The sequence below is a fragment of the Lacipirellula sp. genome, from assembly GCF_965279485.1.
Classification (GTDB): domain Bacteria; phylum Planctomycetota; class Planctomycetia; order Pirellulales; family Lacipirellulaceae; genus Lacipirellula.
The window spans coordinates 1,860,328-1,881,008 of record NZ_CBDIIC010000002.1; the positions used below are offsets into that span (position 1 = coordinate 1,860,328).

A 20,681-nucleotide genomic window follows, 5' to 3' on the forward strand; every position below is an offset into this window, starting at 1 on the left:
CGGGCGACGCCCGCGGCTTTATGACTTGGTGGTGTTGTCCACCTTCCGTGCGAACGCGAACTTCGCCACGATGCCGCTGAGGCCCACGATCCCGATCAAATTCGGGAAGACCTGCGCGCCGTTCAGGATATCGCCCCACGACCAAACGAGGTCGACCTTCGCCACAGCGCCCACCGGCACCAACAGGCAGTAAAGCCAGCGGTACGGCATGACGATCCGCCGGCCGAACAGGTACTCAAGAAACTGCTCGCCGTAGAACGACCAGCCTACGAGCGCCGTGTAGCCGAACAGCAGCACGGAGAAGGCGACCATCCAACCGCCAGCGGTCGGAATCGTGGTATTGAACGCCTCGGCTACCGCGGCCGAGCTTTCCATGCCGTCGAGTTTCCAGACGCCAGTCAGCAAGATCGTGAGAGCGCTGATCGTCGAGGTGATGAAGGTGATGATGAACACTTCCATCACCGCGTTGAGGCCCTGCTGCTCGGGACGATCGCTCTTCGCTACGCCGTAAACCACGGCCGCCGTGCCGTAGCCGGCTTCATTCGCATAGGCGCCGCGGGCGAGGCCCAGGCGTAGCGCCTGGCCCATCACCGTTCCCATAAAGCCGCCGACAGTCGCCCCGGCGATCGGACGCAGCGAAAACGCCTCGGTGAAGACGTCGTGCAGCACAGCCGGCAGATTGCCGATGTTCATCGCGATCACCGCCAGGCCGCCGAGCAAGTAGAACCCAACTTTGAAGGGCGAAAGCTTCTCCAGCACGCGGCCGATCGACTTCACGCCGCCGATGCACACCGCCCAGGCCAGCACGGCCAGGATGACGCCGACGACCAATCTCATGGTCCGCAAGTCAGCTCCGGCAACGTTGAACGTGCCGAGGTCCATCCCCGCCTTCTTGAACTGGCTGTCGATCACGATCGCGATCGAGTTCGGCTGGGTGAAGGGGGTCGTCAGCAAGCAAGCAATGCCGGCGACAAAGGCGTAAATCCAGGCGAGGGCGGGCGAGCCGAGGCCGTCGCGCAGGTAGTACATCGGGCCGGCCAGCGTCTGCTCGCCCTTGGCGATGCGGTACTTCAAGCCGAGGGCCGCTTCGCCGAACTTCACCGCCATGCCGAAGAAGCCGTAGCACCAAATCCAGAACAAGGCCCCCGGACCGCCGGTGATGATCGCCGCCGCGACGCCGGCAATATTGCCTACGCCGATCGTCGAGCCGAGGCCCATCATGAACGCCTGGAACGGCGAGAGAGCACCGCCGGCCCCCGCCTGTTGCGACGCGACCATCGTCGACAAGGCTTCCCCGAACCGCCGCACCTGAACGAAGCCGCTGCGGAACGTGAAGAAGATGGCCACCGAGAACAGCAGGCAAATGGCCCACGGCCAGTACATCGTGGCCGAAATTTTATCGACTGACTCGGCGAGAGAGTCCATCCAGGAGGCTGATTCAGGCATAAAGGCTTCAACTACCCTTGAGTGCTTGCAGACGTGACTCGCCGCCAGACGACAAGCGGCATCTTAGCAAGAGGTTGGGACCAATGCTGGCGCCATGGGGAGCTGCGGCGAGCTTCAGCGCAAAAACATTCTCAGCGTGCGCAAGCACGAGCGTCGGCCCCGCCCCAGGTCCGACCTTGCCGGCCCCTGCCCGCTTTCCTAAACTCCCCGCCCCTGCAATCCCGCCGTCTCGCCGAATCGATTTTTCGGAGACTCGATCCATGTCGCGCTCACTCCTCCTCGCCCTCCTCTCGCTCGCGTGCGCCGTACCAACCGCGCTCGACCGCGCCGCCGCTCAGGCGCCGGAAGTCACCGGTTGGAAAGCAGCGACGCCAACGATGGACTCGCGCTACGGCGATCCCGGGGCCGCCGCAGCTCAGCCGTTGCCCGGGGGAGCGCCCGCCGCCGCGCCGATCACGCCCACGCCAATGGCGGCCAACGAGCCGATCACGCACGCCCAAGTGAGCCGCGGCACGAACCAGCTGCCGAACGACCACGGCCAAGTCTGGCGTGAGTACGACATCAGCCCCTACACGATCCGCTTGGAATCGAGTGCTCACCCTGAGCAACTGATCGTCGATTGGATCCTCCGCGAAACGGGTTTCGAAACCTGGCACTCGACGCCGGTCGGACTCCTCTCGGCCGATCGCACGACGCTTCGCGTCTACCACACGCCGCAGATGCAGGCGGTGGTCGCCGACATCGTCGACCGCTTCGTCAGCACCAAAGCGCAGAACCACGGCTTTGGCCTGCGGATCCTTACGCTGAAGAACCCGAACTGGCGGACGCGGGCGATTCCGCTGATGACGCCGATCCCCGTCCAGTCGCCGGGCGTGCAGGCTTGGATCATGGCTCGCGAAGACGCGGCGGTGATGCTCGCCGAGATGCGCAGCCGCACCGATTTCCGCGAACACACGACCGCCCATCAAATGGTCCTCAATGGGCAGACGTCGATCGTCTCGACGATGCGGCCGCGAACGTACTCGAAGGGGATCATCGCGAACCAAACCACTTGGCCTGGCTTCCAGCCGGAACTCGGCCAAATCGACGAAGGTTTTTCGTTGGAGTTCAGCCCGCTGCTGTCGACCGACGCGGCGACGACTGACGCGGTGGTGAAGCTGAAGCTGTCGCAGATCGAAAAGATGATTCCGGTGCAGCTCGAAGTCCCCTCTGTCGCGGCGGCCAACCAGAAGGCGCAGATCGACGTGCCGCAAGTGACGGCCGTGCAACTGCACGAACGTTTCCGTTGGCCAACCGACCATGTGCTGCTGCTGTCGATCGGCGTCGTCGCGACGCCAGGTCCCGAAAAGGCGAACCCGCTCACCGACATGCTGCCGCTCCCCAAGAGCGCCCCGCGGGCCGACGCGTTGCTGCTCGTCGAGAGCAGCGGCACCGTCAACCAACCGCTGCCGAGCGTCGCCGGCACGCCGGGCGTCACGCCGCTCGCGGTACCGATGACGGCCCGGCAGACGACGCCGACGTTTCATGGGCGGTACTAGCGCGGTGACTGGCGCTAGTCAGTGGCCGATTTTAGCCACTGCATCAAACCCGTTCGGCGACCTATACTTTGGCAGTCCAACGAGGACATCCGGTTCCCGTTTGCGTGCCAGAGGTTCGTCACCGTCATGTCGACCATCGACTCCGCCAGCGTGAAGGCTGTTTTTGAACAGCGATCAATGTACGACGCCGTCGTCGACGGCGACTACATGTTTCACGCTGAGATCAACGTGGCGCTCGGTGAGTGGTCGCGAGCGTTCGGCCGGCCATTGCGAATCGTCGACCTCGGCTGCGGCGACGCCCGCGTCGCGGCTCGCGGGTTTGCCGACGCCGCGGTGGCGAGCTACGTCGGCGTCGATCTCGCCGAGTCGTCGATTGCCGAAGCCCGCCGCAACACCGCGGTGTGGAGCGACCGCGTTGACCTCATCTGCGGCGACTTGCTCGACGCGCTGCAGCAAATGCCCGCGGGCTTGGCGAACGTCGTATTGGCCAGCTATTCGCTCCACCACTTCGGCACGGCAGAGAAGCGGACGCTGCTAGCCGAGATCGCCCGCGTGCTCGAACCGAACGGCGTGTTGCTGTGGCTCGACGCCGTACGCCGGGATGACGAATCACGCGACGAGTACATCGCAACGCTCACCGGCGAGGTGATGGATTCGTGGACGGCCCTCACCATCGACGAGCGCGAACGAGCGTGCGAGCATATCCGCACCGCGGACTTCCCAGAGACGGAGGCGTGGGTGATGGAGGCGATCGCCGGAGCTGGGTTTACGGTGGGCGATCGATTGTTCGAAAGCGACCTGTTCAGAGGCTGGGAATTGAAGTCCCAGAGGGCCAAATAGACGGTAACTCGCACCTAGTTCCCGGTCGCTGCCGAGCGCTCGCACGGCAAGATCGTGCGTCAAATTCCGGACCCGTCTAATCAATAGACTTCGGATCGAAGTTCAAATATACTGGCGAGGCCGATTTTGTCCCGCTTCCCGGCAACGCTGGAAGCCTCGACTCCCGGACTCCTCGCGATGTTTCGTCCGCGCCGCCGCTCTGCTGAGACCTCCCGCACCATCGGCAAACAGCTCAAGCTGGAAGCGCTCGAACCGCGCCAGATGTTAAGCGCGACGCCGGTGATGCTGACCGACTCGGGCGGCGTCTCCAACACGACGGGCTCCGCTCCCTATCGCTTCGTGGAGTTTGACGGAAAGACCTTCTTCTCGACGGCCTACTTCTCGGGAGTGATGTGGCAGACTGACGGGAGTGCGGCCGGCACCGAGGCATTCGGGGGAATCACTTCATACGGCGAGTCGACGATCTTTAAGGGATCGCTCTACTTCACGGGGCGTGAAGTTAACGGAAATTTCTCCACGGTTTTCCGTCTTGATCCTGGCGCCTCCGAACCAACTCAGGTCGGCGGTTTCAACAACTCGCCGTCGTACCCTCGAAACTTCTGCGTCGTGGGCGATTGGCTCTACTTCTTAACTCCAGCTTCGAACAGCGTGCAATTGTGGCGAACCGACGGCACCGAAGCGGGCACGCAAGTGGTCAAAACAATCAGCACGATTGCCTCGAGCGGAATATCTACAAATGAGCATCGCCTGAAGAACATCAACGGAACGCTCTTCTTCAAGGCGAACGACGGCGTCAGCGGCCCAGAACTCTGGAAAAGCGACGGAACCGCGGCGGGAACGATGCTAGTCCGCGACATTAGGCCCGGCAGCGCTGCGGGGATCCCGAGCATGAGCGAAAGCTCGTCCGACGACTTCGTCGTCATGGACGGGGCCCTCTACTTCGCAGCAAACGACGGCGCCAGCGGTCGAGAACTCTGGCGTAGCGACGGCACCGAAGCGGGCACGTATCGAGTCGCTGATTTGGCCCCTGGCTCCAGTTCGTCGTCGCCTGCGAACCTGTTCGTCTATGGTTCGACGCTGCTATTCACCGCTGGCTCTTCGCTGTGGAAAACTGATGGGACCGTCGCGGGAACGATGGCGATCCGTGCATTGGGCAGCACTGGCGTCGAGATAGAGGAAATGAACGGTCTCGTCTATTTCGCGGCATCCGGCTTTGATCTTTGGAAAACCGATGGGACCGTCGCCGGTACTTCACTCGTGAAAAATATTTGGCCAGGCGGCAACGAATCGCCCAAGTCGCTGACCAATGTGAACGGAACGCTGTACTTCAGCGCCAACGACGGCACCCATGGCGTCGAACTCTGGCAGAGCGACGGAACCGCCGCCGGGACGACGCAGCTTCCCGACCTCTATCCCAGCACCAACTTCTCGCCGACCAACCTCACGAACGTCAACGGCAAGCTCTATTTCGCAGCGATTCATCCGGCTGGCGGCGCGGAGCTGTTTCGCCTGGGCGATGACGGAGCCGTGCGATTCGTTAAAGACCTCCTCGGAAGTAGCAAAAACACAAGTTCGGAACCAAGTTCTTTCGCGAATCTCAACGGACAGCTTCTCTTTCAGGCCAACGAGATGACGAGCCTTAGACGGTGGATCACCGATGGCACGTCGGCGGGAACAATGACGATTACGGGACCGGCGTTCCTTCAGAGCGCCCCATTCAGTGCGGCGACCGCTGGTGATTGGACCTACTTCGTGGCCAGAGATGACGTTCACGGTGCCGAACTTTGGAAGACCAACGGAACGGCTGCGGGCACCGGAATCGTCAAGGATATCCGCGCCGGGTCCGCGTTCGCCGAGACGGGAATCATTTTTACGAACGTCAACGGCACATTGTACTTTCTCGCCAATGACGCCAACGACAACTACGGGCTGTGGAAAAGCGACGGGACGGAAGCAGGAACCACGCAGGTCAAGGATTTTCAAAACGAGGGAACCTCGTACGCATTCAGCTTTTCGACGCGCAGCCAGTTTCTGGCCGTAAACGATCTCCTCTATTTCGTGGCGACGAACGGCACTCGCAAAGAACTATGGCGGAGCAACGGAACGAGCGCGGGGACGTTCGCCGTTGCCGACTACGAATACGGGCCGATCGATCTGACGAATCTCAACGGGGTGCTCTACTACGCGGCCTACGATCCGGCACATGGCGTTGATTTATGGCGCAGCGACGGCACCGCCGAGGGAACGCACATCGTTAAAGACATTCAACTTGGCCCCTACGGAGGCGTCTATTCGTACGCGAATTCGACGATCTCCGAACTCGCCGGCGAGCTCTACTTCTTCGTCACGATCAGCGCCAACCAGCAGGGGCAACTCTGGAAAAGCGATGGGACGGAAGCAGGGACGATTCCGGTCGCGTGGAATTCCCCGAATGCAACCGTGCCGACCGGCTACTACAACCTGGACCCAGGATTTACGGTAGCAGGTTCATCGCTCTATTTCGTTTATCCAGGCGTGGGAAGTCTGCAACTCTTCAAGCTCACAGCCGGCGATTCGACGCCCGTGCAAGTGAGCAACTTCTCCAGTCAACGCGAGCCTCCATTCGAACAGGGAGTATTGGTTGCAACCAACGTCAACGGCACGCTGTACTTCGTCGCCAACGACGGCGCGAGCGGCAGCGAACTTTGGCGAACCGTCGGCGGCGGCGTGGCGCGCGTCGCCGACTTGCGACCAGGATCGCAGGGAGCGACGATCGCCAACTTGATGAACGTCGCGGGCGATCTGTACTTCACTGCTGATGACGGATCGCACGGTAAGGAGTTGTGGGTGGTGCGCCCTCAAGCACCGATCGCGGGCGACTACAACGATAACGGCCGCGTCGACGGAGCAGACTTCTTGGCGTGGCAGCGAGACTTTGGCTCTGCAGCAACGCCCGCGGGAAGCGGCGCCGACGGGGATGGCGACGGGACAATCGCTGGCGGTGATCTTGCTGTGTGGAAGGGAAGTTACGGCGCTGCAACCATCGTGGTAGCAGAAGCCATGGCGGCGTCCGACGCGCTGCCGAGCGTTGCTGCGGCAATCATGGCGAGTGAAGAGTTCGAAAGCGACGCGCTCGATGACGACGCCCCCCAGGCGACGGCGCGCGACCGCATCTTTGCCGCCGGCGACTTCTCACGGCTCTACGCGGCCGCGAGCGAGAGCGATGGATTCCGCGAACGGTGGCGCAAGCGCCGGTAGGCGGCCGCGGCTGCAACGGCGCCGCATAGAGTCACGCCCTGCGCAACGCGTCTATTCGCTTAGATCGCTTTCGTCTTCGCGAACGCGGTTCGGCCACGGCGCGAACACCGGGTCGCCCTCTCCATACTTGTGATCGATGAGCAGCAGCCACGTCGGATCTGTTTCCTCTTCCGACAACGCGCTAATTTTCTTCTTGAATTCCTGGCTCTCCTCGTCTGACGCGAACGTGGGACCGCAGACGATGATGTCGATGATCCGTTGCCTCACCGCCGGCGGCTGGGATTTAATCGTTGCGACCAAATCCCTCAATGCTCGCAGTCCCTCCTCACGATGGTAGATGGCGTAGGTGTAGGCGTTCAGGTTGAGGCAGTAGACCGCGTGCGCGTAAATGCGGGCCTGCAAGTCGAGTTGCTCGAACTCGAGCGAAATAGCGAAGAATCGACTCAGCGTCTCGGCGTCGGCGGCCCGCAGTTTCTCTTCGTCGCGATCCAGGTCGACGCCATGCTTCGCGACAAGCTGCTTGAACGCTGCAGAATCTACTTCGCCAAAGCAGCCGTAGGGCGACCCATCGTCGAGATTGGGATCGCCGCGAGTGAGCAGATGCTCGACCGGATCCGCTTTCCCCTCCGCCACAATGCGATAGTTCAGTTCATCGGCGTTGCCGGGAACGATGGACAATTCCGATTCGATCGTGACTGTCCGCTCGGCGACCGACAGCGATACGACCGCCGAGTATCGCGCCTCAGAATCGGGGGAGACGTCAATTATGATTTCGTCAAACGAGAGTCGACCTGCCTGCAACTCGACGTTGCGAATCTCGGCTTGCTGGTTTGGTTCCGCAGGCATCTCGATGACGAGCTGCCCCGCAGCGTTTTGCGTAATCACAAACGCAGTCTTCTTCTCGTCGAGGCGCCATTCGCCGACGAACGCCGCGGCCTGAGAGCCGGCCTTCGTCTCAACAGCGCCGGCGTGAGCGGCAGCCTCCGGCGGTTGAGCCAGCGCACACGCGCCGCCAGACCACCATGCATTGGCAAGCGCCGCGCATGTCAGCAACATCATTCGAGTTCGCATCGGGCGCTCCATGCCTCCTCTAGAATCCAAAAATCTCAATCACTCGCTATGCCGCCAAGACTCTTGCTCGAACGCATCGTCGATGGCGGTAACGTCATCCGCGTCACGAATGGGATCGTTAACGATGGACGCGAGCGGTGCAAACTGCCGCCTTGGCACTGTAGCGACTTCCTGCAACCCGCGAACTTCGAACGCACTAGCAGCATGAGCGGCCGCCCGAGCTTCGGGTGTTCGGCGAATCGTTGACGAATCACCGCGAGCCGGCCGTTCCGCAGCCGTTTTCTCGGCAGACAAGCCGGTCACCGTGCGCGGAAGTTGAAACCTCAGGGGCACAGCTGCTTGCGATGCGACGGAAGGTTCCAGCGTTTCGGCACGCAACGGCGTCTGCGAAGCGTCGGCTGCCGAAAGTCCGCTAGACGAAGCAGCGTGGAATCGTGGAGCAGGTTCCGGCGCCTTTGCAGCCGCCGCCGCGAGGCCGCCAACGGAACCGAAGTTGTTGCGCCAAGCTTGCAGATCCTCGCCGTTGACGACGCCGTCGCCGTCGTCATCGGCTGAGTTGCCCGAACCTGTCGTGCCGAACTGCCGCTGCCAGGCCATGAAGTCGGCGCCGTCGACGCGCCGGTCGCCGGTGAAATCGCCGGAAGGAGACTCGGGATCGATGACCCACAGCTCGCGGCCGTGGACAACGTCGTTCGCCGCGAAGAACAGCTTACCGTTGACGTTCATCAACTGCTGCGGGGTGGAATGGCCGCGACCAATGTTGAGATCTGCAACCTGCACGGCTTGCCCGGAGGCGGCGTCGATGCGCCAGAGTTCCGTTCCGGTATTTTGGCTATCCATGATGAAGTAGACCTCGCCGTTGAACTCGCCGAGCGGATCAACGTGGGAACGAGCGTCCAAGTCGAACGCAACTGTCCCCTCCGAGGTTCCGTCGGTCCGCCACAGGCTCATGCTCGAAATGTAGTATCTCGGCGCCCCGAAATAGACCGCGTCGCCGACAGCGACGAACGAGGTCGGCGTCGGGCCGATGTCGCCAGGTATGAGGTCTCGGACCATGTTGGTCCCCGCTGCGGTTCCGTCGCTGCGCCAAAGCTCGCTGCCGTGGATGCCGTCGTTCGCGCTAAAGTAGATCGCATCGCCAGCCTTGCTCAGATTCCCGATCATCCAAGACGAGTTGCCCGGAGAGATCTCCTTCACCATATATGTACCGACGGCCGTACCGTCGCTGCGCCACATTTCTTCGCCGTGAACGCCGTCGTTGGCAAGGAAGTAGAGGATGCCGTCCAGAGCGAGCATCGATCTAATGCCTGCCGTTGATTGGCCAGGACGAATATCCTTCACCGCAACTGTTCCGGCCGGCGTTCCATCGGACTTCCAAAGTTCATATCCGTTCGAAGTATTCGCAGCGAAGTACAGGACGCCGTCGACCGCGCAAACATTCGTGCTGACCCATGAAGCAACAGACGATGGGAGCGACGTGATCGGAACGGTTCCCGCGGCCGTGCCGTCGCTACGCCAGAGTTGCGTGCCGCTGGCGGCGTTGCTCGCAAGGAAGTAGAGCGCTCCGTTGACGTTCACCAAGCCTTGCAGCTGGCTGCCAGTAGGCCCCGGAGCGACGTCGAGGACGAGACCGGTCCCCCCAGGCGTGCCGTCGCTCTTCCAAAGCTCCAAACCACGCCCCGGGGTATCCAGAGAAAAGAAGAGCGTCCCGTTGACGTTGGTTGCCTCAATGGCCTGGTAGTAGGGAAGATTCTCGAAACTGGCGATCAACTTCGTTTCGGCCTGCGATCCGTTGGTCTTCCAAAGTTGGTAGGTTCTATTGGGACCAGCGGGAGCGCTGGTGAAGAAGAAGAGCTCGTCGCCGACTTGCGTTAGCTGGCGGGGATTTGAAGACGCCGTGGCGACGTTAAAAGCTTTGACGAAAACCGTGCCGTCCGTCGTTCCGTCGCTGGTCCACAACTGTTGACCAGATGTTGACTGCGCCGAGAAGAACAGCTTGCCGCCAATCGATCGCATATTCGCTGGCGAGGAGCTGCCGCTGCCCGGCTTGATGTCTCGCACGCGCATCATGCCTGTCGGCGTGCCGTCTGTACTCCACAGTTCCTCGCCGCTTGTTCCGTCGTTCAGGCTAAAGTAAAGCCGTTCCGCATGAGCCGTGAGATACTTCAATTGACTGCCAGGACTCATGACGGGGAACCCTTCGACGCGCGAGACGCCCCCGCCAGAGCCATCGACCACCCACAATGGGGCTCCGCCCGCACCATCGTATGCTAGGAAGAACAGCTTGCCGTCGACGTTGGTCAAGCTGGTGGGAGAAGACCAATCTGAGCCGGGGCGAATGTCCTCGACCAACACCGTCCCCTGACTGGTGCCGTCGGACATCCAAAGCTCGACTCCGTAATTGGGAGCATTCGCCGTGAAGTAGATTGTGTCGCCGGCGACCGTCAAGTTCACGCTGCTCTGATCACGGCCGCCCAGATTGAACCCTTTGACGAGCTCAGTGCCCGCTTCGGTTCCATCGGTTTTCCATAATTCGCGTCCTTGCAAGCCGGTGGAGATGAAATAGAGCGTTCCGCCGACAGCGACCGACGCGCCCGCAGCGTACGGATGCCCTGCGCCGAAGTCCTTGACTTTTATCGTGCCGGCAGGCGTTCCATCAGTCTTCCAGAGTTCACCGCGCCCAGAAGCATGCGTGGCCCCCGCTACTGACGAGGAGTAGTACAACGCTCCGTTGAAGTTCGTCAACGATTGAGCGTCGCCGCCCCCTTCAACGCGGAACGTCCCTCCGACAGTTCCGTCAGTCTTCCAAAGCGACGTCTCTTGCGACGAGTTGCGGTCGACGAAATAAGCCGAGTCGCCGACGACGACAATACCGATGGGCACAGGAAGATAAAAAGAAGACCCCGACTGCGTCTGCAGGTCATGAATAGGAAAGGTGCCGGCGTCGGTTCCATCGCTACGCCAAAGCCTGCGCCCGTAATTACTGCTCTCTGCGGTGAAGAGGAGCGTGCCGTTGAAGTTCGTCAACTCCAACGGATCCGACCCGATATTGCCCGGCTCGATATCCTTAACCCGATAAGTTCCCACTTCGGTTCCGTCGGTGCGCCAGAGTTCGTAGCCGCCGGTCCGATTGTCGTTCTCCTCCGGAAAGTCCGAAGAGGTGAAGAACATGATGTCGCCAACCTCGGTGAAGTCGCCGATACTCGACGGACTGTAAAGAGTTTGATTAACGTCGATCAAACGCGGCGAGGCGCTAAGCATCTCTCGCCTCTCCAGCGACTCGAAGCCCAGTGAAACGCCTACGTCGCTGGATGCCGCAAAAGCTCGGGGACGTCCTGCCATCGTTTGCTCTTCCTGCTCTGCTGGTTGCTATGCGTCGAGTGGATTTCGCCGTCTCGTAATGTTGTTTTCGACGGTGAGCCTAATTGATTTGGCCGGTTTCGTGGAGTGCAAGCAGGTTCGGAAACTGAATCTCGGAGCTGCGAGCTCTGACCGTGAACGGCGCCCTGCAAACCGCCCGGTTGCGGCTTTACGCGGCCCAAAATGGCGGGCGCCATGGCTGTTTCAGCCGGGGTAGGCGACCCGGCGGGGGGGCGGTAGGCTGATTGTTTGCCGGAGAGCCCGGGCGGAGCGCCGGGGCCGGGACGGCCCGGCTCGCTGTTGTTTGTTGGAACTTGCTATGTCTGCTGCTGATCGTCGCGTTGTCATCACTGGCTTGGGGATCGTCTCGCCGCTGGGGAGCGACCTCGGGGAGTTCTGGTCGGCGCTTATCGGCGGCCGCAGCGGGATCGAGCCGCTGGTGAACCTCCCCGCTCTCGACGGCAAGGTCGCGTTCGGCGGCGAATGCCGGCAGTTTGCGGGCGAGATCGACAACTTCGGCGAGCTCGAAAAAGACCTCAAAAAGTCGATCCGCAAGGCTCTCAAAATGATGTGCCGCGAGTCGATGATGGCGGTCGCCGCGTCGCAGCATGCGATCGTCGACGGCGGGTTCGGCGCCACGCCGATGGAGGCCGAGCGCTCCGGCGTCGTCTTTGGCAGCGACTATATGCTCAGCCCGCCCGAAGATTTCATCAGTGCGATGAAGAAGGCGGGGATCGGCGCCGGCGGTTTCGAGTACGGCAAATGGGGGACCGACGGTCTCCGCGACATGAACCCGCTGTGGATGCTGAGCTACCTGCCCAACATGCCGGCCAGCCACGTGGCAATCTTCAACGACCTGCAGGGCCCGAACAATTCGCTCACGATGCGTGAAGCATCGGGGCTGATGGCGATCCGCGAGGCGGCGCAAACCATCGCTCGCGGCCATGCCGACCGCATGATCGCCGGCGCCACGGGAACGCGGATTCACTCGTTCAAGACGGTCCATGCGACGCAGTCGGAGCAGCTCGCCAACGCTGAATTGCCGGCCCACGAAGCGTGCCGGCCGTTCGACCTCAACCGCAGCGGCATGGTCGTCGGCGAAGGCGCCGGCGCGATTTTGCTCGAAGAATATGAGTCGGCGAAGGCTCGCGGCGCCAAGATTTATGGCGAGTTGCTCAGCACCGGCAGCAGCGCGGTGGCGGACGCCAACCTGAAAGGCGCCCGCGAAGTCGCCCTGGCGAACGCCGCCAAGGCCGCCCTCGTCGCGGCGGGGATTGATCCGGCGCAACTTGGTCACGTTTCGGCCCACGCAATGGGGACCCGCGCCGGCGACGTCGAAGAAGCGGTCGCCCTCCGCGAGGCGCTCGGCGACCGGGTGAAGGAAGTGCCAGTGGTCGCCGCGAAGAGCTTCTTCGGCAACCTCGGCGCCGGCGGCGGCGTCGTCGAAACGGTCGCCAGCCTACTGGCCCTCCGCGAAGGGACGCTGTTCCCGACGCTCAATTTTTCGACACCCGATCCGGAGTGTCCGGTACACGCCTCCGGAGCCGCCAATCTTTCCGCAGGACAGAGCTTTTTGAAGCTCAGCGTCACCCCGCAGGGCCAAGCGGCTGCGTTGGTGGTCGCCAAGGTTTAGTCAGAGTTGACCTTCCCCGTACTATTCAGGCGGTCAGTACCGGGGCCTGCGGCTGTTGCTGAAGTGCGGCAGTTCCCCTCCCCTTCCGCGCGATCGCTCCAACCGCTCTGCCGAGAGCGACGGGGTCGCGTTTGCTGCGGCGTCGCCCCATTCCAGCGGGTTGACACTCCACTTTGGCGCCGGTAACCTAACCTGATTGCGGAACGCCTTAAGTGCTTCCGTAGAACGAGTTTTGGCGTTTCGCTGGGGTCAGCTCCTGCGAACAGCGCCGAAGCTCTCGCTGCAGTTGGCGAACGATTTCGCCTGCTGACGCAGCGCCGTCGCCAACGACGGCGGACAATTCGAACAACTTGAACATCCCGGTTTGCCGCGCGACGGGCGAATACGCCGCGAAAGTACAAAGCCTATGAATCCCAACGAAATTCTTCGCATCGTCGATGCGATCCATCGCGACAAGAACATCGGCAAAGAGATCGTGTTCGAGGGGATCGAGGCTGCGCTCGTCTCGGCGCTGAAGAAGCACTACGGCGAAGAAGCCGACATCACTGTGGCGATCGACCGTCAGTCGGGCAACGTCTCCGCTGTCTGCGATGGCGAAGCACTTCCGTCGGAGGAAGTCGTCGGCCGCATTGGCGCTCAAACCGCCAAGCAGGTGATGATTCAGAAGATTCGCGAAGCGGAGCGGGACGCTCTGTACGACGAATACACCGAACAAATCGGCGACATGGTGAGCGGTTTGATCCACCGCTATGAAGGCGCCGCCGCCACCGTGGCCTTGCCGAACGTCGAAGCGATCCTGCCCCGCAGCGAGCAGATCCCGGGCGAAACGCATCATGTGAACGAACGCGTCCGTGCGACGGTGTTCGAAGTTCGCAAGAGCGGCAGCCGCGTGAAGGTGATCCTCAGCCGCACCCGCCCGCAACTGGTGCAGCGGCTGTTTGAGCAGGAAATCCCGGAAATCATCGACGGCGTCATTGAAGTTCGCGCGATGGCTCGCGAACCAGGCTACCGCTCGAAAGTGGCGGTCAGCTCGAGCGACGCCCGCGTCGATTGCGTTGGCGCCTGCGTCGGCGTTCGCGGCAATCGCATCAAAAACATCGTCGACGAACTCGGCGGCGAGCGGATCGACATCGTCCGTTGGGACGACAACCTCGAAATTCTCATCCCGAACGCCCTGCAGCCGGCCGAAGTCGAGCAGGTCATTCTCTGCAAGATGCTCGGTCGCGCGATCGTGCTGGTCCGCGAGGATCAGCTCTCGCTGGCGATCGGTCGTCGCGGACAGAATGTGCGGCTCGCCAGTAAGCTGTCGGGCTGGGACATCGAAATCATGACCCAGGACGAGTTGGCCGAGTCGATCGACCGCGCCGTCACCGGGTTCAGCCAACTCGACGGCATGAGCGTCGATCTCGCCGAGCGGCTCGTGGAAGAAGGCTTCCTGAGCTACGACGACCTGTCGGTCATCGAGCCAGACGCGCTAATGGCCATCGGCGAGTTGAGCGAAGAGCAAGTCGACACGATTGTTTCTCAAGCGGAAGACAAGGCGATGGAAGCCGAAGCTGCCGCTCAGGAAGCGCGTCGTAAGAAGCGTGAAGAAGATCGAATCGCGGCGATCGAAGCGGAGCACGTGGCCGCTGACATTGCCGCTGGTCGCTTGCCGACAGCGCCGACCGCTCCGGTCGACGGCGGCGAGAGCGAAGCATTGGCGGACGTAGCTGACGAAGCTACTGAAAGCGAAGGTTCGGCGCCATGATCGACGCCGGACGACGCAAGACGTTTTTGAAGGAGCAGACCGATGGCGGTTTAAGTGCTAGGGCTTTAAATGCCGGTGTGGCGTGCGGAGGGGTCATCCGCCGCCGCTCGGCGATAACGGGAGATCATCTTGGCGGTTCGTATTTATTCACTCGCGAAAGAACTGAAGGTCGACAGCAAAGAGCTGGTCGATCTCTGCACGCAAATTGGCATCACCGGCAAAGGGTCGGCGCTAGCCAGCTTGTCTGAAGACGAAGTCGTCAAGATTCAGGACTATTTCAAGGGTTCGAGCTCGAAGCCGCCCGCCGCCAAGGGAGGCTCCGCGGGCATCGCCGCTCCGGAACGCCCCCGCGAGCGAGCGGCCGCCGGCAACCGCATGCCGGTGATCGTTACCCAAAAGACGTCGGATCCGCTCACAAGTCTGCGTAAGTTGCGCGACGAAGAGCAGCAGGCTGCCGAGCCCGTCTTCGAGGAAGCAGCTGAACTCGCTGCCCCGCTCGCCCCGGCCGTTGAAGCTCCCGCGGTGGAAGAAGTCGCTGCCGTAGAGCAAACGATCGAACCCGCGGCGCCCGTCGCTCGTGCTACCCCGCCCGAGTCGGACGTCCCCCGCTCGCCTGGCCCGCTCGCCGGCGTCATGCGTCGCGACGACTATGTTGGCCCCGGCAACATGATGGGCAAGCCGCCCGTCTTCGAAGAGCCGAAGACCGGCAACCGCGGCGGCAACGCCGGCAAGCCGGCTGGTTCGCCCCCGCCGAAGCGTCCCGCGATCAAGCTCGCGCCGATGCCCACCGTCGAACCTCCCAAGCCGGTCCGCGGCAAGGCAGGCGGCGAGCAGGTAATGAAGCCCGACATGAAGCTGCCTGCCGACGCGATGCGCGCCGGCAAGAGCGGCAGCAAACCGCTGGCAGCTCACCTCCGTCGTCACGAAGACGCCGTGGACGCCGCCAAGAAAGCCAAGGCTGCAGAAGACGAAGCCGCCAAGGCTGGCAAGCGCGGCGGCCGCGGCAAGCCGATGATCGACGGCAAGGCTGGCGAAGGCGGCGGCCCGCTGCTCGGTGGTCGCGAAGAACGCCAGCTCGCTCGCCGCCGCACGGGCAATCGGCCCGGCGACGACGATCGTCCCTCGCGCGGTCCGCGCCGTAATCGGCCGAAGCGTCGCGCCGGCGTTAGCTCGACCGCGCCGCGTAAAGAGCGCATCAGCATTCAGCTTCCCTGCACCGTTCGCGAGCTTTCGGCCGCGGCCGGCGTGCCGGGCATCGACATTCTGCGGATCTTGATGAGCGAGGGCGCCATGGCGACCCTCAACAGTCAGATGGATCCCGACATGACGGAGCTCGTTGCCGCGGAGCTCGGGATCACTATCGACTTCAAGGCTCCGACGAGCCTCGAAGACGAGTTCCTGAACGAAATCCGCAGCATGGTTGATCCGGAAGAGTCGCTCGTCCAGCGACCGCCGGTCATCACCTTCCTCGGTCACGTCGACCACGGCAAGACGTCGCTCATCGACAAGATCATCGGGATCAACGTCGTCAGCGGCGAAAGCGGCGGCATTACGCAGCACATTCGCGCCTACCAAGTCGACCGTAACGGCAAGCGGATTTCGTTCGTCGATACGCCGGGCCACGAGGCCTTCACCGAGATGCGAGCCCGCGGCGCCAACGTCACCGACATCGCGGTGATCGTCGTGGCTGCCGACGACGGCGTCATGCCTCAAACTGAGGAAGCGATCAGCCACGCCCGCGCTGCGGACGTACCGATCGTGATCGCGCTCAACAAGACCGATCTCCCCGGCATCGACTACGACAAGATCTATCAGCAACTCGCCACCAACGACTTGCTCCCGAGCGAGTGGGGCGGCGACGTGGAAGTGGTGAGAACCAGCGCCACCACCGGGGCCGGCATCGAGAACCTGCTCGACACGCTGCTCACCGTGGCGGAACTTCACGAGTACAGAGCCAATCCCTCGCGCGAAGCTATCGGCACCTGCTTGGAAGCCCAGCAAATGGCCGATCGCGGCGTGATGGCCAAGGTGATGGTCCAAAACGGTACGCTGCACGTGGGCGACGTCGTCGTCTGCGGCGATGCGTTCGGCCGTGTGAAGAGCATGGACGACACGCTCAACTCGCGCGTTCGCTACGACGAAGCGCTCCCGAGCATGCCCGTCAACATCTGGGGCCTCGACATCGCTCCGGCCGCCGGCGAGCACTTCTACGTGCTCGACGACATTGGGTTGGCTCGCGAAATCGCCGAAGCTCGCGCCAAGCGGGTTCGTTCGGAATTCCTCAGTGGCGTCGCTCCGACGCATGTGACGCTCGAAAACCTCTTCGACCGCCTCGATGGCGCCGTCGAGGTCTCAACGCTCAACATCATCTTGCGGGCCGATACTCGTGGTTCGATCGAAGCAATCCGCAAGGAACTCGGCAAGCTCGACCATCCGGAAGTGAAGCTGCGGATCCTCCAAGCGATGGTTGGCGGCGTCACCGAAGCCGACATCATGCTGGCCGATGCTTCCGACGCGATTGTCATCGGGTTCAATGTCATCCCCGACGATCGCGCGAAGTCCGCAGCGGATCAGCGCGGCGTGCAGGTTCGTCGCTACGAGGTGATCTACAAGATCGCCGACGACCTGAAGCAATCGCTCGAAGGGATGCTTAAGCCGGAAGAACGCGAGGTCGATCTCGGCCGGGCTCTTGTGCAGCAGGTCTTCAAGATCAGTCGCGTCGGCGCCATCGCTGGTTGCCGGGTGTTGGGCGGCATCATCGCCCGCGACGCTCGCGTCCGCATCATTCGCGACAGCACGGTCGTCGGCGACTACGCCATCGACACGCTGAAGCGTGAAAAGGACGACGCTAAGGAAGTCCGGGAAGGTCTGGAGTGCGGTATCAAGCTCTCAGGCTACAACGACATCAAGGAAGGCGACCTGCTCGAGGCCTATCGCATCGAGGAGATCGGACGCAAGTTCGACAGCTAGAGGAAAAGGATGCCTGAATGACAAAGCACGAATGACGAGTGTCGGAGTGCCTCTTGGCGCCGTCGCACTTCATTCAGCTTTCGTCATTCTTCATTTAGCTCCTATGCCGCATCGCCTTTAACCTGTATTTCGACTGCATCGCCTTATGAGTTCACGACGCGTACTGAAAGCTGCCGAAGCGATTCGGGAAGTCGTTGGGATGGCGATCCTGGCCGACTTGAAAGATCCGCGCATCGAAGGCGTGACTGTCACCAAGGTGGAAGTCTCGCCCGATATGCGGCAGGCGAAGGTCTACGTCTCGATCATGGGCGACGACCGCGCTGCGGACCTATGCATGCACGGTTTGCAAAGTTCCGCCGGCTACTTGCAGCAGAAGATCGCCAAGCGGATCGACACCCGCTACACCCCCCGCGTCATATTCGAACTGGACATGGGGGTGAAAAACTCGATCGCCATCGCCCGACTCCTGGAAGACGTTCTGCCGGAACAACCAGCAAAACCGGAAGCCGATGAATCCGCTGAGGATTCGCCGGAATAGGGCCTGCGGCTCGCACGGGCGTCCCATCCTAAAAGGGACGCCGCAAATGCCCGAAACCTGCTCGCAGACGGACTTTACGAGCGATAATTAGACAAAACAGGAACCGCCCATCCGCCCGATCCCGTTGACCGACCGGAGGAGCTCGCCTCCCCGTCTAGTCTTCGTCGATTGGCTTGGTCGTCTCCGCCCCATCATCGGCCGCTGCGTTCAGGAGGAACCGCCGCCGCGAAGAAACATAGAAGCCATCAACTGAGACAATTCGCCCATGGCCAGCAAGAATCGCGCAGCGCTCATCACCAAAGTGCTCAAGGTCGTCAAGAAGCACTACAAGCCGACCGCTCCGCCGAAGGAACGCTCGTTGCTGGAGAATCTGATTTTCTCCTGCTGCCTGGAGAATTCGCTGCATGAGCCGGCTGAGAAGGTGTTTCATTCATTGGCGACCGACTACTTCGATTGGAACGAAGTGCGCGTCAGCACAATTCGGGAACTGTCGGAGGCGCTTAAGCCACTGAATGATCCCACTGAAGCGGCGACGCGGCTAAAGCGCGTGCTGCAAAGCGTCTTCGAAACGCACTACTCGTTCGATCTCGAGCCGCTGAAGAAGCAGAACATCGGCGTCGCGGTGAAGACGATCGAAAAATACAACGGCAGCACGCCGTTCATCGTCGCTTACGTGACGCAACAATCGCTCGGCGGGCACTCGATTCCGGTCAACCAAGGCCTGCTTGAATCGATGCGCGTCGTCGGCGTCGTCACCGACGCCGAAGCGGCCAAGGGCGCCGTCCCGGGCCTTGAACGGACCGTCCCGAAGAACAAGGGCGTCGAAACCGGTTCGCTGCTGCACCAGTTGGGCGTCGAAATGCACCGCAGCCCGTACGGCCCGACGATCCGCAAGTTGCTGCTGGAAATTGAACCCGACGCGAAGGACAACCTGCCGAAGCGTCCGAAGGCCGACGAGCCGGCCCCGCCGGAACCGGTGAAGGCCCCCGCCGCTGTCGCTCCCGCCAAGACGGCCCCTGCTCCAGCAAAGGCTGCCGAGCCCGCAAAGAAGCCGGCGCCGAAGAAAGAAGAGCCAGCCAAGCCGGCCGCGACGAAGAAGCCGGAAAAGAAACCCGAAAAGAAGCCGGCCCCGCCCGCGAAGAAGCCGGCTGCAAAGGCCGCTCCGCCGGCGAAGAAGAAGCCGACGACGGCGACGGCGACGAAGAAACTTGTGAAGAAGAAGCCGCGCTAGCGCGAGGGGTTGGGGTTCACGTATCAGGATTCAGTAATGGACGTCTGACATCGCACCCAATCTCCTCATGAGCTTCTGAACCCTGAACCCCGACCTCTGAACCCCGCATACTCCCCATGGCCGGCCATTCCCACTGGGCGAATATCGCCCACAAAAAGTCCGCAATCGACAACAAGCGCGGCAAGCTGTGGAGCAAGCTCTCCAAAGCGCTCATCGTGGCGGCCAAAGAGGGGGGCGGCGATCCGGCCACCAATCTGAAGCTCCGCTACGCGATCAACGACGCCAAAGCGGGCAACATGCCCAAGGACACGATCGAGCGGTCGATCAAGAAGGGAACCGGCGAGCTCGAAGGCGGCAACCTCGAGCAGGTGCTGTACGAAGGCTACGGCCCGGCCGGCGTCGCGGTCCTGTGCGAAATTCTGACAGACAATCGCAACCGCACGGCTCCCGAAGTTCGCAAGATCTTCGAAGTCGCCGGCGGCAAGCTCGGCGCCACCGGCTGCGTTGCCTGGATGTTCGATCGCAAATCGCTCGTCCGCGTCGCCAAGGACAAGATCGGCGAAGATGCGTTGATGGAACTCGCCATCGAAGCAGGCGCCGACGACGTGCGCACCGAGGGCGAACTCTACGAGATCATCGCTGAGCCCGAATCGTACGCCACGGTTTGCTCGGCCCTCGAAGCGGCCAGCATCACGACCGAGGGAAGCGAGATTACGCGCATCCCGAAGGATACTGTCGACATTTCAGGCGACGACGCCCGTCGCGTGCTCAAGATGATGACGGCGCTCGACGATCACGACGACGTGCAAACCGTGTCGGCGAATTTCAACATTCCCGGCGACGTGATGGCGGAACTGCAGCTCTAAGCCGCTGGCTGCGGCAATGCAATGCGTGACGGCTCTCCATTCAGCCACGCCCGCTCGCAGCTAAGTCGCCGATGTGGAACTGACGGTTGATCGTTGCGCAACGGCACAGGGATCGCGAGCTAAATTGCGAGCCCCTCAAGAACGGCCTTGTCTATTGTTCCGTCGCAGAGTGCCAGCAATTGCTCTGCAAATCGCTGAACG

General features: G+C 62.0%; 12 protein-coding genes. 9 read left to right on the forward strand and 3 right to left on the reverse strand.

Annotation, left to right across the window (positions count from 1 at the left end):
• Positions 1–18: 18 nt before the first annotated feature.
• The gene (locus tag ACQY7R_RS15120) at positions 19–1,446 is read right to left on the reverse strand and encodes an alanine/glycine:cation symporter family protein (protein WP_428306419.1); all 1,428 of its coding nucleotides are present in this window, start codon (positions 1,444–1,446) and stop codon (positions 19–21) included.
• A gap of 260 nt (positions 1,447–1,706) precedes the next feature.
• On the opposite strand from ACQY7R_RS15120, the gene ACQY7R_RS15125 reads away from it, so the two are divergent.
• The 3 genes from ACQY7R_RS15125 (at position 1,707) to ACQY7R_RS15135 (ending at position 7,061) form a co-directional block, all read left to right on the forward strand.
• Positions 1,707–2,984: a hypothetical protein gene (locus tag ACQY7R_RS15125; RefSeq protein ID WP_428306420.1), complete on the forward strand. Its 1,278-nt coding sequence runs from the start codon at positions 1,707–1,709 to the stop codon at positions 2,982–2,984.
• Positions 2,985–3,110: 126 nt separating this feature from the next.
• Complete coding sequence (locus tag ACQY7R_RS15130; RefSeq protein ID WP_428306421.1) at positions 3,111–3,824, forward strand: class I SAM-dependent methyltransferase; 714 nt, start codon at positions 3,111–3,113, stop codon at positions 3,822–3,824.
• A 177-nt stretch (positions 3,825–4,001) separates the two neighbouring features.
• Entirely contained in the window at positions 4,002–7,061 is a 3,060-nt protein-coding gene (locus ACQY7R_RS15135) for an ELWxxDGT repeat protein (RefSeq protein WP_428306422.1), read from the forward strand.
• A 51-nt stretch (positions 7,062–7,112) separates the two neighbouring features.
• On the opposite strand, the gene ACQY7R_RS15140 is transcribed toward ACQY7R_RS15135, so the two are convergent.
• Entirely contained in the window at positions 7,113–8,132 is a 1,020-nt protein-coding gene (locus tag ACQY7R_RS15140) for a hypothetical protein (RefSeq protein ID WP_428306423.1), read from the reverse strand.
• Positions 8,133–8,171: 39 nt separating this feature from the next.
• Positions 8,172–11,393, reverse strand: coding sequence for an ELWxxDGT repeat protein (locus ACQY7R_RS15145; RefSeq protein ID WP_428306424.1), 3,222 nt, complete (start codon positions 11,391–11,393; stop codon positions 8,172–8,174).
• Positions 11,394–11,811: 418 nt separating this feature from the next.
• Between ACQY7R_RS15145 and ACQY7R_RS15150 the strand changes: the two genes are divergently transcribed.
• The 6 genes from ACQY7R_RS15150 to ACQY7R_RS15175 all read left to right on the forward strand — a co-directional run bounded on the left by ACQY7R_RS15150 (position 11,812) and on the right by ACQY7R_RS15175 (position 20,480).
• Entirely contained in the window at positions 11,812–13,125 is a 1,314-nt protein-coding gene (locus ACQY7R_RS15150; RefSeq protein ID WP_428306425.1) for a beta-ketoacyl-[acyl-carrier-protein] synthase family protein, read from the forward strand.
• Between the two features lie 406 nt (positions 13,126–13,531).
• Positions 13,532–14,875 carry a transcription termination factor NusA gene (gene nusA / locus ACQY7R_RS15155; protein WP_428306426.1) on the forward strand — a complete coding sequence of 448 codons (1,344 nt, stop codon included), beginning with the start codon at positions 13,532–13,534 and terminating at the stop codon, positions 14,873–14,875.
• Between the two features lie 129 nt (positions 14,876–15,004).
• A complete protein-coding gene (infB, locus tag ACQY7R_RS15160; protein WP_428306427.1) occupies positions 15,005–17,845 on the forward strand; it encodes a translation initiation factor IF-2 in 2,841 nt (946 codons plus the stop codon).
• 145 nt (positions 17,846–17,990) lie between these two features.
• Complete coding sequence (rbfA, locus tag ACQY7R_RS15165) at positions 17,991–18,383, forward strand: 30S ribosome-binding factor RbfA (RefSeq protein ID WP_428306428.1); 393 nt, start codon at positions 17,991–17,993, stop codon at positions 18,381–18,383.
• Positions 18,384–18,648: 265 nt separating this feature from the next.
• Positions 18,649–19,614, forward strand: a complete 966-nt coding sequence (locus tag ACQY7R_RS15170; protein WP_428306429.1) for a hypothetical protein — start codon at positions 18,649–18,651, stop codon at positions 19,612–19,614.
• 116 nt (positions 19,615–19,730) lie between these two features.
• Positions 19,731–20,480: a YebC/PmpR family DNA-binding transcriptional regulator gene (locus tag ACQY7R_RS15175; protein ID WP_428306430.1), complete on the forward strand. Its 750-nt coding sequence runs from the start codon at positions 19,731–19,733 to the stop codon at positions 20,478–20,480.
• Positions 20,481–20,681 lie beyond the last annotated feature (201 nt).